The organism is Longivirga aurantiaca (genome assembly GCF_042660085.1).
GTDB lineage: Bacteria > Actinomycetota > Actinomycetes > S36-B12 > CAIYMF01 > Longivirga > Longivirga aurantiaca.
This window is the reverse complement of record NZ_JBHSTI010000008.1, coordinates 947,006-961,046: the sequence shown is the minus strand read 5'-3', so window position 1 is coordinate 961,046 and position 14,041 is coordinate 947,006. Positions and strand designations below refer to the sequence as shown.

The 14,041-nt window shown below is 73.0% G+C and carries 13 protein-coding genes; 6 read left to right on the top strand and 7 right to left on the bottom strand.

Annotation, left to right across the window (positions count from 1 at the left end; genetic code table 11):
- Positions 1-21: 21 nt before the first annotated feature.
- Positions 22-909, top strand: a complete 888-nt coding sequence (locus tag ACFQGU_RS08525; RefSeq protein ID WP_386765654.1) for a hypothetical protein — start codon at positions 22-24, stop codon at positions 907-909.
- Between the two features lies 1 nt (position 910).
- Here the strand turns inward: ACFQGU_RS08525 and ispG are convergent, their stop codons facing one another.
- Genes ispG through dxr form a run of 3 tightly spaced genes read right to left on the bottom strand, consistent with a single transcriptional unit; the run spans position 911 to position 4,646 of the window.
- Positions 911-2,086 (bottom strand): flavodoxin-dependent (E)-4-hydroxy-3-methylbut-2-enyl-diphosphate synthase, encoded by a 1,176-nt coding sequence (ispG, locus tag ACFQGU_RS08520; RefSeq protein ID WP_386765652.1) that lies wholly within the window; start codon positions 2,084-2,086, stop codon positions 911-913.
- 47 nt (positions 2,087-2,133) lie between these two features.
- On the bottom strand, positions 2,134-3,483 hold the full coding sequence (locus ACFQGU_RS08515; RefSeq protein ID WP_386765650.1) for a M50 family metallopeptidase: 1,350 nt from the start codon (positions 3,481-3,483) through the stop codon (positions 2,134-2,136).
- Positions 3,480-4,646 carry a 1-deoxy-D-xylulose-5-phosphate reductoisomerase gene (gene dxr, locus ACFQGU_RS08510; RefSeq protein ID WP_386765648.1) on the bottom strand — a complete coding sequence of 389 codons (1,167 nt, stop codon included), beginning with the start codon at positions 4,644-4,646 and terminating at the stop codon, positions 3,480-3,482. Before dxr ends, ACFQGU_RS08515 begins: the two co-directional genes overlap by 4 nt.
- Positions 4,647-4,808: 162 nt before the next feature.
- Between dxr and ACFQGU_RS08505 the strand changes: the two genes are divergently transcribed.
- From ACFQGU_RS08505 to ACFQGU_RS08495, 3 genes are all read left to right on the top strand, one after another.
- Positions 4,809-5,345, top strand: a complete 537-nt coding sequence (locus ACFQGU_RS08505; RefSeq protein ID WP_386765646.1) for a GNAT family N-acetyltransferase — start codon at positions 4,809-4,811, stop codon at positions 5,343-5,345.
- A 12-nt stretch (positions 5,346-5,357) separates the two neighbouring features.
- Positions 5,358-5,681, top strand: a complete 324-nt coding sequence (locus ACFQGU_RS08500) for a hypothetical protein (protein WP_386765644.1) — start codon at positions 5,358-5,360, stop codon at positions 5,679-5,681.
- 69 nt (positions 5,682-5,750) lie between these two features.
- Positions 5,751-6,221 (top strand): GNAT family N-acetyltransferase, encoded by a 471-nt coding sequence (locus ACFQGU_RS08495; RefSeq protein ID WP_386765642.1) that lies wholly within the window; start codon positions 5,751-5,753, stop codon positions 6,219-6,221.
- Positions 6,222-6,284: 63 nt separating this feature from the next.
- On the opposite strand, the gene ACFQGU_RS08490 is transcribed toward ACFQGU_RS08495, so the two are convergent.
- Positions 6,285-7,730, bottom strand: a complete 1,446-nt coding sequence (locus ACFQGU_RS08490; protein ID WP_386765640.1) for an aldehyde dehydrogenase family protein — start codon at positions 7,728-7,730, stop codon at positions 6,285-6,287.
- An 86-nt stretch (positions 7,731-7,816) separates the two neighbouring features.
- A complete protein-coding gene (locus ACFQGU_RS08485; RefSeq protein ID WP_386765638.1) occupies positions 7,817-9,343 on the bottom strand; it encodes a PucR family transcriptional regulator ligand-binding domain-containing protein in 1,527 nt (508 codons plus the stop codon).
- A 110-nt stretch (positions 9,344-9,453) separates the two neighbouring features.
- On the opposite strand from ACFQGU_RS08485, the gene gabT reads away from it, so the two are divergent.
- On the top strand, positions 9,454-10,806 hold the full coding sequence (gene gabT, locus ACFQGU_RS08480; protein ID WP_386765636.1) for a 4-aminobutyrate--2-oxoglutarate transaminase: 1,353 nt from the start codon (positions 9,454-9,456) through the stop codon (positions 10,804-10,806).
- Positions 10,807-11,012: 206 nt separating this feature from the next.
- Positions 11,013-11,585: a fasciclin domain-containing protein gene (locus ACFQGU_RS08475; protein WP_386765634.1), complete on the top strand. Its 573-nt coding sequence runs from the start codon at positions 11,013-11,015 to the stop codon at positions 11,583-11,585.
- A gap of 66 nt (positions 11,586-11,651) precedes the next feature.
- On the opposite strand, the gene ACFQGU_RS08470 is transcribed toward ACFQGU_RS08475, so the two are convergent.
- Together ACFQGU_RS08470 and ACFQGU_RS08465 are read right to left on the bottom strand one after the other, a co-directional pair.
- Positions 11,652-12,674, bottom strand: a complete 1,023-nt coding sequence (locus ACFQGU_RS08470; RefSeq protein WP_386765632.1) for an NAD-dependent epimerase/dehydratase family protein — start codon at positions 12,672-12,674, stop codon at positions 11,652-11,654.
- A 108-nt stretch (positions 12,675-12,782) separates the two neighbouring features.
- Entirely contained in the window at positions 12,783-14,030 is a 1,248-nt protein-coding gene (locus ACFQGU_RS08465) for a saccharopine dehydrogenase family protein (protein WP_386765630.1), read from the bottom strand.
- Between the last annotated feature and the right edge of the window lie 11 nt (positions 14,031-14,041).

Here is a 14,041-nt window from a genome sequence, read left to right as displayed (position 1 = left end):
ACCTCGCCGTACCGTCTCCCCGTGACGGACGTCGTGGTCAGCACGCGCACCGGTCTCGACTCGGTCGAGGCCGCCCTGCTCGACGCCGTCGACCTGCTCGGTGCGGACGACGCCGGCGAGCCGGTGGTCTGCGCGCGCGTGCTCCAGGTGGTGGCGCAGCGGAGCGGGGCCGACCCGCGCGACGCCTACGCCCGCCTCGTGCGACGAGGCGTCCCCTGGTCGGTGCACCTGCCGCTGGTCGAGCTGCTCGGCAACGCCGGCTCGCGCGACGCCGGGCCCGCCGACCCGGAGCAGGTCGACGTGCGGCTCTCCCCCGTCGGGGCGCTCGCCCTCGCGTCCGAGCGGCAGGAGGTCGGACCCGTCCCGCTCGGCCTGGTGGAGGGCACGCTCTTCCGCGGAGGAGCGCATCCGCCGTACGACCCGGCGTCGGTGGTGGGTGCGCTGCTGGCAGGTCGCGCCGACCTCGGCCCGCCCGCGCTGCCGACCGGGTGCGAGATCAGTGGCGACCTCGCGGGGCTTCGCGCCGGGCGAGAGGTGACGCTCACGGTCGACAGCACGATCCGCGCCGAGGGCGGGCACCTCGTGATCACCGCGATCCCGTACGGCGTGGGCCCGGAGCAGCTGCACGACACGGTCCGCGACGCGCGCGCTGCGCTGCTCGCGGCCCATGAGACCTGCCCGATGCGGCGGATCGAGGACGAGTCGTCGATCGTCGACGGCGTACGCCTCTACGTCGAGCCGGAGAGGGGTGCCGACCTGCGCGACCTCCGCGACTGGCTGCTGCGGATCCGGCCCGTGCACCGCCGGCTCGTCTGCCGGCTGCCCGCGCCCCTGCCGGAGCTGATGGCCGGATGGGAGCGCGAGGACGGATCCGGCCTGCGCGCGCTCGCCGACCTGCTGCGCGGCTGAGTCAGCCGACCGGGACGACGACCGGGCCGGTGGCCTCGCCGCTCTCGGGGTCGACGCCCATCTCCTCGGCCATCTCGAGCGCCATCTCCACGAGGGTCTCGACGATCTGGGACTCGGGCACGGTCATCACGACCTCGCCGCGCTTGAAGATCTGCCCCTTGCCGTTGCCCGACGCGACCCCGAGGTCGGCCTCGCGCGCCTCGCCCGGGCCGTTGACGACGCAGCCCATGACGGCGACGCGCAGCGGCACCGTGAGGCCCTCGAGCCCGGCGGTGACCTGCTCGGCGAGCGTGTAGACGTCGACCTGCGCGCGGCCGCACGACGGGCACGACACGATCTCGAGGCCGCGCTTGCGCAGGTTGAGCGACTCCAGGATCTGGTTGCCCACCTTGACCTCCTCGACCGGCGGGGCCGAGAGGGAGACGCGGATGGTGTCGCCGATGCCCTGGGAGAGCAGTGCGCCGAAGGCGACCGAGGACTTGATCGTGCCCTGGAACGCCGGGCCGGCCTCGGTGACGCCGAGGTGCAGCGGGTAGTCGCACTGGGCCGCGAGCAGGCGGTACGCCGTCACCATCACGACCGGGTCGTTGTGCTTCACCGAGATCTTGATGTCGCGGAAGTCGTGCTCCTCGAACAGCGAGCACTCCCAGAGCGCGGACTCGACGAGCGCCTCCGGCGTCGCCTTGCCGTACTTCTCGAGGAGGCGCTTGTCGAGCGAGCCGGCGTTGACGCCGATGCGGATCGGGATGCCGGCGTCCTTGGCGGCGCGGGCGATCTCGCCGACCTTGTCGTCGAACTGCTTGATGTTGCCGGGGTTCACGCGCACACCCGCGCAGCCGGCGTCGATCGCCGCGAAGACGTACTTCGGCTGGAAGTGGATGTCGGCGATGACGGGGATGCCCGACTTCCTCGCGATCTGCGGCAGCGCGTCGGCGTCGTCCTGGCTCGGGACGGCGACGCGCACGACCTGGCAGCCCGCGGCGGTGAGCTCGGCGATCTGCTGCAGCGTGGCGTTGACGTCGTCGGTGCGGGTCGTCGTCATCGACTGCACCGAGATGGGGGCGTCACCGCCGACCTCGACCGGGTGCGAGTGGTGCCGCAGCGTGATCTTGCGGCTCACGCGGCGCGGCGCGAGCACGGGTGCGGGAAGGGACGGCATGCCGAGACCGATCGTCATGACCCCATTCTCACCCCGAGCGCGCCGGGCCGACACCCGACGCGGCGTCAGCCGCGCAGGGAGATCGGCTCGATGAGGTCGGCGAGCAGCACCAGGGCGCCCATCCCGACCAGGAAGATCGAGATCACATAGGTGACCGGCAGCGCCTTGGCGATGTCGACAGGGCCCGGGTCGGGCTTGTGCCGGAGCCTCGCCCAGCCGCGCTTGATCGACTCCCAGACCGCTCCCGCGACGTGGCCGCCGTCGAGCGGCAGCAGCGGGATGAGGTTGAACAGGAAGAGGAAGAGGTTGAGACCCGCGAGCAGGCTGAGGATGTACGCCGTCTTGTCGATCACCGGGGTGTCGTCGAGCGCGACGATCTCGCCGGTGATGCGCCCGACTCCGACCGGGCCGACGATGCCCTGGTCGTCGCGCGGCGCGTCGGTGAACGTCGACACCGCGAGCTCCCAGAGCCGCACGGGCAGGGTGACGATGGTCGCGACCGAGCGGACCGAGAGGTCCCACACGTAGCCGGGGACGGCCGTGACGGGCTGGGTGACGCGCTCGGTGGCGGGCGCGATGCCGAGGAAGTTGCGCTCCTCGGTCTCACCCGTGGGGTTGCCCTCCTCATCGAGGACAGGCCGGTCGATCGCCTCGAGCGGCACCGTGAGCACGACCTGCTCGCCCTCGCGGTCGACCACCACCACGACGTCACCGGTCGGCGCGGCCTTGATCGCTGCCTGCACCTCCTCCCAGGTGGCCGTGGGGGTTCCCGCCACCGAGAGGATCGTGTCGGCCACCTTGAGGCCGCCGGCGTACGCCGGGGTCGGGGTGGAGCCGGAGCACTCGCCGTTGGCAGCCGCATCGCCCTGCGGGTCGTCCTTCGTCGGCAGGCACTGGACGACGGCGCCCACGCGGTTCGTGAGGTTGGGGTTGCCCTGCAGGTCGACCTGGAGCCCGATCGCCGAGATCACGATGGTGAACATCACGAGTGCGAGGAGCAGGTTCATCACCGGTCCGCCGAGCATCACGACGATGCGCTTGCGGACGGGGAGCTTGTAGAAGACGCGGTCGGCGTCCTCCGGCTTGACCTCCTCGAGCGAGGCCTGCCGCGCGTCGTTGATCAGGGTCGACCAGCGGCCGGTGCTCGACGCGCGGAGCATGGTCGGGTCGGCGCCCTTCTCGGGCGGGTACATGCCGATCATGCGGATGTAGCCGCCGAGCGGGATCCACTTCACGCCGTACTCGGTCTCGCCCCGGCGCCTGGCCCAGGCGGTGGGGCCGAAGCCCACCATGTACTGCGTGACCTTGACGCCGAAGGCCTTCGCGGGCAGCAGGTGACCTACCTCGTGCAGGCCGATGGACACCCCCACGCCGATCAGGAAGATGAGCCAGCCCAGCATCTCCAGCAGGATCACGTCGCCCGTCCCGTCAGCTCGCGGGCGCGCGCACGGGCCCAGTCCTCCGCCGCTAGGACGTCGTCGACGTCACGGGGGTTCCCCTGGTGCTGGGCGAGGTGCTCGGCGACCACGGTGGTGAGGGTGTCGACGATGCCGAGGAACGGCAGGCGCCGGTCGAAGAACGCCGCGACCAGCTCCTCGTTGGCGGCGTTGAGCACTGCGGGCGCGGTGCCCCCCTCGGTGGCCGCGTGCCGGGCGAGGGCGACCGCCGGGAAGGCCTCGTCGTCGAGCGGCTCGAAGGTCCAGGTGGACGCAGTGGTCCAGTCGCAGCCGTAGCCGGGGTGCGGGACGCGGTCGGGCCAGGACAGGCCGAGGGCGATCGGCAGGCGCATGTCGGGCGGGCTGACCTGCGCCACGGTCGAGCCGTCGACGAACTCGACCATCGAGTGGACCATCGACTGCGGGTGCACGACGACGTCGATGCGCTCGAGGGGGACGTCGAACAGGAGGTGCGCCTCGATCACCTCGAGGGCCTTGTTGACCATCGTGGCGGAGTTGGTGGTGACGACCGGGCCCATGCTCCACGTGGGGTGCGCGAGCGCCTGCTCGGGCGTGACGGCGGTGAGCTCGCTGCGCCGCCTGCCGCGGAACGGTCCGCCGCTCGCGGTGAGGACGAGCCGGCGCACCTCGTCGGCCGTGCCGCCGCGCAGGCACTGCGCGAGGGCGGAGTGCTCGGAGTCGACGGGGACGATCTGACCCGGCTTGGCCGCGGCCTTCACCAGCGGGCCGCCCGCGACGAGCGACTCCTTGTTGGCGAGGGCGAGGACCGTGCCCGCCTCGAGGGCGGCCAGAGTGGGGCGCAGGCCGATCGAGCCGGTCATGCCGTTGAGCACGACGTCGGCGGAGAGCGCCGCGGCCTCGGTGGCCGCGTCGGGGCCGGCGAGGACGGTGGGCGTGATGCCGTGCGCGGCAAGGGCCTCCCGCAGCGCGGGCAGCCGGCTCTCGTCGGCGACGGCGACCACCGGCACGGCGAACTCAGCTGCCTGGGCGGCGAGCGACCCGACGTCGGCGCCGCCGGCGGCGATCGCGACGACGCGGAAGGCCTCGGGGTTGCGCGTCACGACGTCGAGCGCCTGGGTCCCGATGGACCCGGTGCTCCCGAGGATCACGACGTCGCGCATCCCCCCAGTGTGACCGATCCGCCCGCGGGTCGCCGCCACGCCTCACCCCCGGTTCCATTCCTCCGCTCAGGCCAGAACCGTCCCGTGAGGGGCGTGCTCTTCCCCCTTCTCGCGCACCTGGGGCCAGGTGGCGCGCGCAGCCGCGTCTGGCAGAGTCGCGCGGTGCCCCGCATCGACCGCGTCACCGAGGACGACCCCGCCTTCGTCGGCCTCGTCACCGCGATGGTCGAGGAGATGATCGGCCTGTACGGCGGCGACGTCGGCACCTGGAAGCTCGTGCCCCCGGGCGGTGCCTGGCTGGTGCTGCGGTCCGACGACGGCGAGCCGGTCGGCTGCGCGGGTGTGATCCCGCTGTCGGTCGCCGTGCCCGACGCTCCGACCGCCCAGGGCGAGGTGAAGCGCGTGTACGTCGTGCCCTCGGCCCGTGGCGCCGGCCACTCCCGGCGTCTCATGGCCGCGGTCACCGCGCTCGCGCCGTCCCTCGGCTACACCGAGCTGTGGCTCGAGACAGGCGACCTGCAGCCGATCGCGGTCTCGCTGTACGAACGCCTCGGCTGGCACCGGATCGCGGCCTACGGCCCCTACGCCGACGAGCGCTCGGTCTGCTTCGGCCTGCACGTGCAGCCGGCCGGTGGGGGCGGCGGGCGCGCATCGAAGCCCGGATCGTCCGACAATGACACCGTCGGGAAGCCGGGGTAAGGCGGTGGACGTATGTCGCCAGGCACGCGGACCATCAGCACCGGCACAGCACGCATCGGGCTCGGCCGCTACCTCCTCGGCTCTGCTGTCGTCCTTCTGACGCCGCTCGTCTGGCTGGCCACCGTCCTGCTGTTCGGCAGGCATGACTCGGCCGCCGGCACTCTGGGTCTGCTCGTCTGCTCGCTCGTCATCGCCGTGGCCTACCCCGTGTGCGCCTTCCTCTGCTTCGACGCACGGATCCCGGCCGGCGTGGTCGCGCTGACGACCGTCATCCTGGTTGTCACCACCGTCGCGCTCGTCGCCGCCGTCTGGTCCGCCCGGCTGCACTTCGCGTGACCGTTGTCGCGGTCGGCACGAGGCGCGCCCTGCAGCGCGGGACGTGCGACCGATGGGAGAATCGGGGCCGTGCCGAGCACCCTGCCCGTCGACGCCGACGACCCACGGATCCCACCGCTGATGTCGGCGTACTGGGCCGAGATGGCGCAGCGCTACGGCGAGACCGAGGGCGAGACACCGCTCCTCGCGCTGCACGAGCACACGCGATGGCTGATCGTGCAGGACGACGCGGGCTCGGTCGTCGGGTGCGGTGCGGTGCAGCCGCTCGCGTCCACCGTGAAGGACGCGCCGCCGCACATCGGCGAGGTCAAGCGCGTGTACGTGATCCCCGAAGCACGCGGGCACGGGCACTCGCGGCTGCTGATGGCGCACCTCGTGCAGGTGGCGCGGTCGGCCGGCTACCGAGCGCTGTGGCTCGACACGGGCACGCCGCAGCACGAGGCGATCGCGCTGTACGAGCGGCTGGGGTGGCGCCAGATCGAGCGCTACGGCCAGTTCGCCCACGACGAGCGCACGCTCTGCTACGCGTTCGACCTCTGACAGCAGGCGGAGGAGAGGACAGAACGCGCCCGTGACGGGCGCGTCCTGTCCTGAGAGGAAGAACTAGAGCGCGATGTCGGTGAGGACGAGGGTGCGCTCGTACGTGTAGTCGTCCATGGCGGAGCGCAGGCCCTCGCGACCGACGCCCGAGGCCTTGACCCCGCCGTACGGCATCTGGTCGGCGCGGTACGACGGCACGTCGCCGACGATCACGCCGCCCACCTCGAGATCGCGGTGCGCGCGGAACGCCACCTGCAGGTCGTGGGTGAAGACACCGGTCTGCAGGCCGAAGCGCGAGTCGTTCACGACGGCGAACGCGTCGTCGACGCCGTCCACCCGCTGCACCACGAGCACGGGCCCGAAGACCTCCTCGCACGACACCTTGGCATCGGCCGGGACGTCGGTGAGCACTGTCGGGCTGTATGACGCACCATCGCGCACGCCGCCGGCGAGCAGCGTCGCCCCGGCCGTGACGGCCTCGTCGACCCATGCCTGCACGCGGATCGCCGCGGCCTCGTTGACGAGCGGGCCGACGACGGTCGTGTCGTCCCACGGCGAGCCGGTCGGGAGCGCCTCGACCTTGGCGACGAGCTGCGGGACGAAGCGGTCCCACACCGAGGTGTCGACCAGCACGCGCTGCACCGAGACGCACGCCTGCCCGCCCTGGTAGTTGGCGAAGGTCGCGACGCGGGTGGCGGCCCAGTCGAGGTCGGTGTCGCTCGACCAGTCGGGGCATACGACGGCTGCGGCGTTGCCACCGAGCTCGAGCGTGACGTGCTTGTGCGGCACGGCCTTCTGGATCGCGAAGCCGACGGTCTCCGAGCCGGTGAAGCTGACGACCGGGAGCCGCTCGTCGTTGGTGAGCAGCGGGGCGATGTCGTTGCCGACCGCCAGCACCGACCACGAGCCCGCGGGCAGGTCGGTCTCGGCCAGCAGCTCACCGAGCAGCAGCGCCGAGAGCGGCGTCGCGGGCGCGGGCTTCAGCACGATCGGGGCGCCGACGGCCAGGGCCGGGGCCACCTTGTGCGCGACGAGGTTCAGCGGGAAGTTGAACGGCGAGATGCCGAGCACCGGCCCGATCGGGAACCGGCGGATGATCGCGGCCCGGCCGCCGCTGGCGGCGTCGGTGTCGAGGCGCTGCATCTCGCCGCCCCAGCGGCGCGCCTCCTCGGCGGCGAAGCGGAAGGTCGAGGCGGCACGCGCGGCCTCGGCGCGCGCCCACATGATCGGCTTGCCGTTCTCGGCGGTGATGAGCCGCGCGATCTCCTCGGCCCGCTCGGTGATGCGGGCGGAGACGTGCATCAGGGCGTCGGCGCGCACAGCCGCCGATGTCGCGGCGAACTCGTGCCGCACCGCCCACGCGGCCGCGAGCGCCTCCTCCACCTGCTCGGCGGTCGGCACCACGTGGGCGCCGACGACGCTGCCGTCGTAGGGGTGGAGCACCTCGGCGGTCGAGCCCGTCGTGACGGGGCGGCCGGCGATCCAGGCGGGGTAGAGGACGTCGCTCATGGTCACGACGGTACGGCGCCCCGGCACGCTGCCGGTCTCCACTGCGTACAGCCAGGGCTCTCCGCCACGCCGTCCCGGACAGCGGGTCAGGTGGGCGTACGGGTGAGGGCGAGCCAGAGCTCGGCGCGGACGCCGGGGTCGTCGAGGCTGCGGTCGAGAAGCGCCTCGGCGCGGCGCAGGCGGTGCCGGACGGTGTGGCGGTGGACGCCGAGGTCGGCGGCGGCCGCGTCGACCTGGCCGTGCCGGCCGAGCCAGGCGTGCAGCGTGGCGGCGAGGTCGGCGCGCTCCCCCGGCTCGTCGAGCGGGGCGAGCAGCGCCGCAGCCCACGCGTCGGCGGCCGCCGGGTCGAGCAGCGCCTCGAGCCCGCCACCGAGGTCGTCGTACCGGCGCAGGCCGTCCGCGCCGGCAGCCAGCGCCCGGCGCGCCCGCGCCAGCGAGCGACCGAGGGACGCCGGATCGTCGACGTCGGCCGCGTCCCCGACTCCGGCCGCGCGCACCAGGTCGTCGTCCGGCGCCGCGAGCCCGCCGGCTCCGGCGGCGTCGAGCGCCGCGGCGGGCGCGACCGCGAGCACCACCGCAGGGTCGTCCGGCAGGAGCCCCGCCGCGACCGCGCTGCCGGGCAGCACCTCGACGAGCCGCTCCTCGGCGGCGGCGAGCGCGGCCGGATCCGCATCCGCCGCCCGCACCACGACGACGCGCACCGGCCGGGCGCGCAGCGACGTCCACCCCAGCTGGTCGAGGGGCAGCGACTGCGCGTGCCCGTCGAGCAGCAGGCGTACGGCGGCCGCACGAACACCGCGCTCGGACGCCGTCCGCCCCTCCGACCGCGCGAGCGCGAGCGACAGCAGGGACACCGCCAGGTTGACCACGGCCTGGTCGTTCGCCGACAGCGGCCGAGGCGCGCCGACGGCCAGGAAGCCGCGCGCCCTGCCGCGCACGCCCAGCGGCTGAAGCACCACGTACTCGTCCGCGCCCGACACCACGGCCGACGCGAGCAGGCCCTTCGGCCGCAGCCGGGCCACCTCGCCGGCGAGCTCGGTGGCTCGGGCGACGGCGGATGCCGGGCTCGCATGGACCACGCTGCCCGCGGGGTCGAGCACCAGCGCGAACCCGCCCACGTGCTTGGCGAGCCGCGTCACCACGGCGGCGGGCCCGCCGTCGTCGGCCGTGAGCGCGGACCGGATGAGCTCGCGCTGGGCGGTGAACCCGCGCGCCGCCTCGTCGTACTCCTCAGCGGCGAGCAGCCGCGAGATGGCCTTGGTGACCGCGATGAACGGCGTCTGCTCGGGCACCCGCACGAGCGGGAGCCCCTGCGCCTCGGCGGCGGCGACGAGAGCGGCCGGCACCTCGGCGTGCGAGAGCCCGACCCCGAGCCCGAGCGCCGCGGCGTCGGCAGCCACCAGGCGGGCCACGTACGCCGAGCAGTCGGCGGCCTGGGTGGGCAGACGCATGCCGGTCGTGAGGACGAGCTCGCCACCCTCGAGGAACGGGCCCGGGTCCTCGAGCTCGCTCACGGCGACCCAGCGCACGGAGTGGTCGAGCGCGGAGGCACCTGCGAACACGGTGAGCCCGAGGTCGGGCAGGGCGACGACGTCACGCAGACGGGGCGGCACGGTTCCTCCAGGGCGCCCGTACGACGCTGTCCGGGCTGGACAAGGATAGAGCGAGCAGTGGACAACAAGTCCACCTCCCTCCCCGGCCCTGGAGCCGTAGCCTGTCCGCCATGACGACCCCCACCTCCCCTCTTGCCGCGGACCTCCCCCAGGAGCGCCGCCTGGTCACCGCCATCCCCGGCCCGAAGTCGGCCGAGCTCCAGGCCCGTCGCGTCTCGGCCGTCAGCGCCGGCGTCGGCGCCACCCTGCCCATCTACATCGAGGCCGCCGGCGGCGGCGTGCTGCTCGACATCGACGGCAACTCGCTCATCGACCTCGGCTCAGGCATCGCCGTCACCAGCGTCGGCAACGCCGCGCCGAAGGTCGTCGCCGCCGTCCAGGAGCAGGTCGCGAAGTTCACGCACACCTGCTTCATGGTCACGAGCTACGAGGGCTACGTCGAGGTGTGCGAGGCGCTCAACCGCCTCACGCCCGGCGACCACGAGAAGCGCTCCGCGCTGTTCAACACGGGTGCCGAGGCCGTGGAGAACGCCGTCAAGATCGCGCGCGCCTACACCAAGCGCGACGCCGTGGTCGTGTTCGAGCACGGCTACCACGGCCGTACCAACCTCACGATGGCGATGACGGCCAAGAACATGCCGTACAAGAACTCGTTCGGGCCGTTCGCCCCCGAGGTCTACCGCGTGCCGCTGTCGTACCCCTTCCACGACGGCCGTGACGGCGCGAAGGCCGCGGCCGACGCGATCAGCCGCATCGACAAGGAGATCGGCGCCGACAACGTCGCAGCGATCGTGATCGAGCCCATCGCGGGCGAGGGCGGCTTCATCGTGCCCGCCGAGGGCTTCCTGCCCGCGCTGGTCGAGTACTCCAACGCCAACGGCATCGTGTTCGTGGCGGACGAGGTGCAGAGCGGCTTCTGCCGCACCGGCGCGTGGTTCGCCAGCGAGCACGAGGGCATCGTCCCCGACATCATCACGACGGCGAAGGGCATCGCGGGCGGCCTTCCGCTCGCGGGCGTCACCGGCCGCGCCGAGATCATGGACTCCGTGCACGTCGGCGGCCTCGGCGGCACGTACGGCGGCAACCCCGTCGCCTGCGCCGCGGCACTCGGCTCCATCGCGACGATGGAGGAGCTCGACCTCAACGCGGCCGCGCGCGAGATCGAGGCCGTCATGAGGCCGCGCCTGTCGACGATCGCCGACAAGACCGGCGTCATCGGCGAGATCCGCGGTCGCGGCGCCATGATCGCCGTGGAGATCGTGAAGCCGGGCACCGACGAGCCCGACGCCGCGCTCACCGCCGCCGTCGCGAAGGCCTGCCACGCCCAGGGCGTCGTGGTCCTCACCGCCGGCACGTACGGCAACGTCCTGCGCTTCCTGCCGCCGCTCACCATCCCGGCGCACCTGCTCGACGAGGCCCTCACCGTCCTCGAGGAGCAGTTCCTGGCCCTCACCGGTCACTGATCCACCGCGCACGGCGAAGGCCCCCGACCGCTCTGCTGGCCGGGGGCCTTCGTCGTACGCCCGCGACCGCTGCGCGGACGGCGCCCGTCCGGATGCGCCGCGGCACGTGACATGGGCCTCAGCCGATCCGGCATCCACGCCGCACCCGTGGCGAGAAGGGCAGGTAGACGAGCCCTTCAGGGCACCGCCGACCACGGAGGACCATCATGCGCACCACCCGGATCGCCACCATTGCCGTCGCCGGCATCGCCGCTCTGACGCTCGCCGCCTGCGGCAGCAGCTCGGACAGCGCGACCACGTCCAGCGCCCCCGCGCCCACCTCGTCGTCCGCCGAGGCGTCGGCTCCGGCCGCTGCGGGCACCATCGTCGAGGTCGCTGCCGGCAACCCCGACTTCTCCACGCTGGTCGCCGCGGTCCAGGCCGCCGGCCTCGCCGAGACGCTGAGCGGCACCGGCCCGTTCACGGTGTTCGCACCCACCAACGAGGCCTTCGCGGCACTGCCCGCGGGCCTGCTCGACAAGCTCCTCCTCCCCGAGAACAAGGACGTGCTCGCCAAGATCCTGACGTTCCACGTCGTCGCGGCGAACGTGCCGTCGAGCGACGTCGTCGCCGGCGACGTCGACACGGTCGAGGGCTCCAAGCTCACCATCACCACCGACGGCGGCATCAAGGTCGGCGGCGCCACCGTCGTCACGCCGGACGTCCCCGCCTCCAACGGCGTCATCCACGTGATCGACGCGGTCCTCGTGCCCGCCGACGTGGACGTCTCCGCCCTGTAGCCCGCACGACCGCTCCGCTCACGTTCGACGGCTCCGCTCCCGATCGGGAGGGGAGCCGTCGCCGTGTCAGACGGCCGCGCTGCCGGCCTGCTTCGGGGTGATCTGGCCCTGCACCACCAGCCATCGGACGGTGTCGGCGAACATCGTGCGAGCGGGCGTCCGCGTCACCCCGAGCCGCTCGTAGGCCCCCTCGTCCTCGAAGCGGCTGCGCAGCGAGAACATGAGGACGCCGTCGGCCTGGATCGCCTCGACGCCGCGCGGCAGCCTGGCGATGACGGCGTTGGCCGGCACCGTGGCCCGGTAGAGGAAGCCGGAGCCCACACGGAGCACCCGCAGCTGCCGCCCCGTCGCGGCCTCGGCCTCGGCCACGGGATCGACGTCGTTCAGGGGCGGGAACCACGCCGGTTCGCCATCGCCCCTCCCCTCCGCGAGCGCCACCAGGGTGGCTGCGCAGTCGCGCACGTCCGCGTACGTGAAGCGCTCCCTGCCGAACACCGGCGGCGTGCGGCGGAGCAGGTTGCGCAGCGACTTGTTGGTCTCGTTGAGGTGCGGGTCGAGCGGACCCAGGATCCCCGGCGGATGCAGGCGCACGACCGGTGCACCCGCGGCCTGCAGGGCGCGGACGACCCGGTCGCTCTCCTGCTTGCTACGCGCGTAGACACCCTCGAGATCGCCGACGTCGTCACGGATCGTGATGCGGGCATCCTTGGTCATCCGGGCGAGCGCAACCGTGCTCGAGACGTGCACAGCCCTCTGCACCCCGGCGTCGAGGGCCGACTCGAGCACCGTGCGGGCGCCGGACGCGTTTCCCCGGCGCATCGTCTCGGCATCGCGCGGGTCGTAGGAGTACACGGCTGCGGCATGGATCACTGCGTCGCAGCCCTGCACCGCCTCGCGCACGGGCCCTGCGTCGCCCATGCCGCCGAGGGCGACCTCCACCGCCCCGTCGTCGAGCCCGTGCAGCCTCAGCGCCGGCCCCACGCGGTCGTGCGAGCGCGCCAGCACGCGCACGTCATGGCCTGCCGCCTTCAGCGCCGCCACCGTGTGGGAGCCCAGGAACCCCGTGCCGCCCGTGACAAGGACCTTCATCGCGCCACCTCCATGGCAGGAACAGTGGCTCGCCTCGGCAGCGGTTGTCAGGCGGATGTGCGAACGGGCCCCGCACCGGCAGGTGCGGGGCCCGTTCGGGAGCAGGGATCAGGCGAGGGAGTCCGTCAGCACGGCGTGCGTGCGCGGGTCGCGCTCCTGGATGCCCCACGCCTGGCCGTAGCCGTCGCGCAGCAGGTCGAGGAACGGCACGGAGTCGAACGCCTCCGGGCCGAGGACACCCGCCCCCGACCAGACTCCGGCCGCGAGCAGCTCGAGCGCCACGACCGGGTTCATCGCGGTCTGCCACACGACCGCCTGGGCGCCGTACTCCTTCATCGTCCAGGCGTTGTCGGCCACGTGGTACAGGTACACCTCGCGGGGCTGGCCGTCCGTGCCGGTGCCGGTGACCCAGAGGCCGGCACACGTGGAGCCGGTCATCTTGTCGCCCAGGGTGAGCGGGTCGGGCAGCGCAGCGGCGACGACGTCGCGCGGCGAGACCTGTACTCCGCGCACGGTCACCGGCTCGGTCCTGTCGAGGCCGAGCTTGTGCAGCGTCTTGAGGACGTCGATGAACTCGTCGCCCAGGCCGAACTTGAACGTCACGCGGCGGGCCTTCACCCAGCGCGGCATGAGGAGCACCTCCTCGTGCTCGACGTTCACGCACTCGACCGGGCCGATCCCGCCCGGGAAGTCGAAGACCTCGGGCTCGGAGAACGGTGCGGTGGTGAACCACCCGCGGTCCTTCTCCCAGATCACCGGCGGGTTGAGGCACTCCTCGATCGTCGTCCAGATCGAGAACGACGGCGCGAAGTCGTAGCCCTCGATCACGAGATTCCCTGCGTCGCGGACTCCGAGCTCGTCGATCTCCGAGAACAGGTGGTCCTCGGCGTAGCGCGCGAACACGTCGGCGAGGCCGGGCTCCACGCCGATGCCCACGAGAGCGAGGCGGCCGCTGGCGCGCCACGATTCGTCGTGGGCGAACTGCCCGTCGCCGAGCTTGACGCCGGGCAGCTCGAAGGGCTTGTCCGGGTGCGGGCTCGACAGGCTCATCGCCGTGTCGAGGTAGTCGGCGCCGGAGAGGAAGGCACCCTCGAAGATCGACAGCACGAAGCGCGGGTCGACGGCGTTGAGCACGTGCGTGGCACCGTGCTCGCGCGCGAGCGCGGCCACCGCGTGCGCGTCCGAGGCATCCACCTGTGCAGCCACGAAGCGGGGGTCGCCCAGCCGGGCGACGAGGGCCTCGGCCCGGTCGAGGTCGTAGTCGGCCACGACCCACGACTCGAAGAAGTCGCGACGTGCGGCGATCAGGGCGGCGGACGAGCCGACGCCGCCGGCGCCGACGCAGAGGACCCGCATGGGAGATTCCT

Coding starts and splice junctions, on each gene's coding strand:
- ispG (WP_386765652.1), bottom strand. CDS start 2,086: ATGACGATCGGTCTCGGCATGCCGTCCCTTCCCGCACCCGTGCTCGCG.
- dxr (WP_386765648.1), bottom strand. CDS start 4,646: ATGCGCGACGTCGTGATCCTCGGGAGCACCGGGTCCATCGGGACCCAG.
- ACFQGU_RS08500 (WP_386765644.1), top strand. CDS start 5,358: ATGTCGCCAGGCACGCGGACCATCAGCACCGGCACAGCACGCATCGGG.
- ACFQGU_RS08490 (WP_386765640.1), bottom strand. CDS start 7,730: ATGAGCGACGTCCTCTACCCCGCCTGGATCGCCGGCCGCCCCGTCACG.
- gabT (WP_386765636.1), top strand. CDS start 9,454: ATGACGACCCCCACCTCCCCTCTTGCCGCGGACCTCCCCCAGGAGCGC.
- ACFQGU_RS08475 (WP_386765634.1), top strand. CDS start 11,013: ATGCGCACCACCCGGATCGCCACCATTGCCGTCGCCGGCATCGCCGCT.
- ACFQGU_RS08470 (WP_386765632.1), bottom strand. CDS start 12,674: ATGAAGGTCCTTGTCACGGGCGGCACGGGGTTCCTGGGCTCCCACACG.
- ACFQGU_RS08465 (WP_386765630.1), bottom strand. CDS start 14,030: ATGCGGGTCCTCTGCGTCGGCGCCGGCGGCGTCGGCTCGTCCGCCGCC.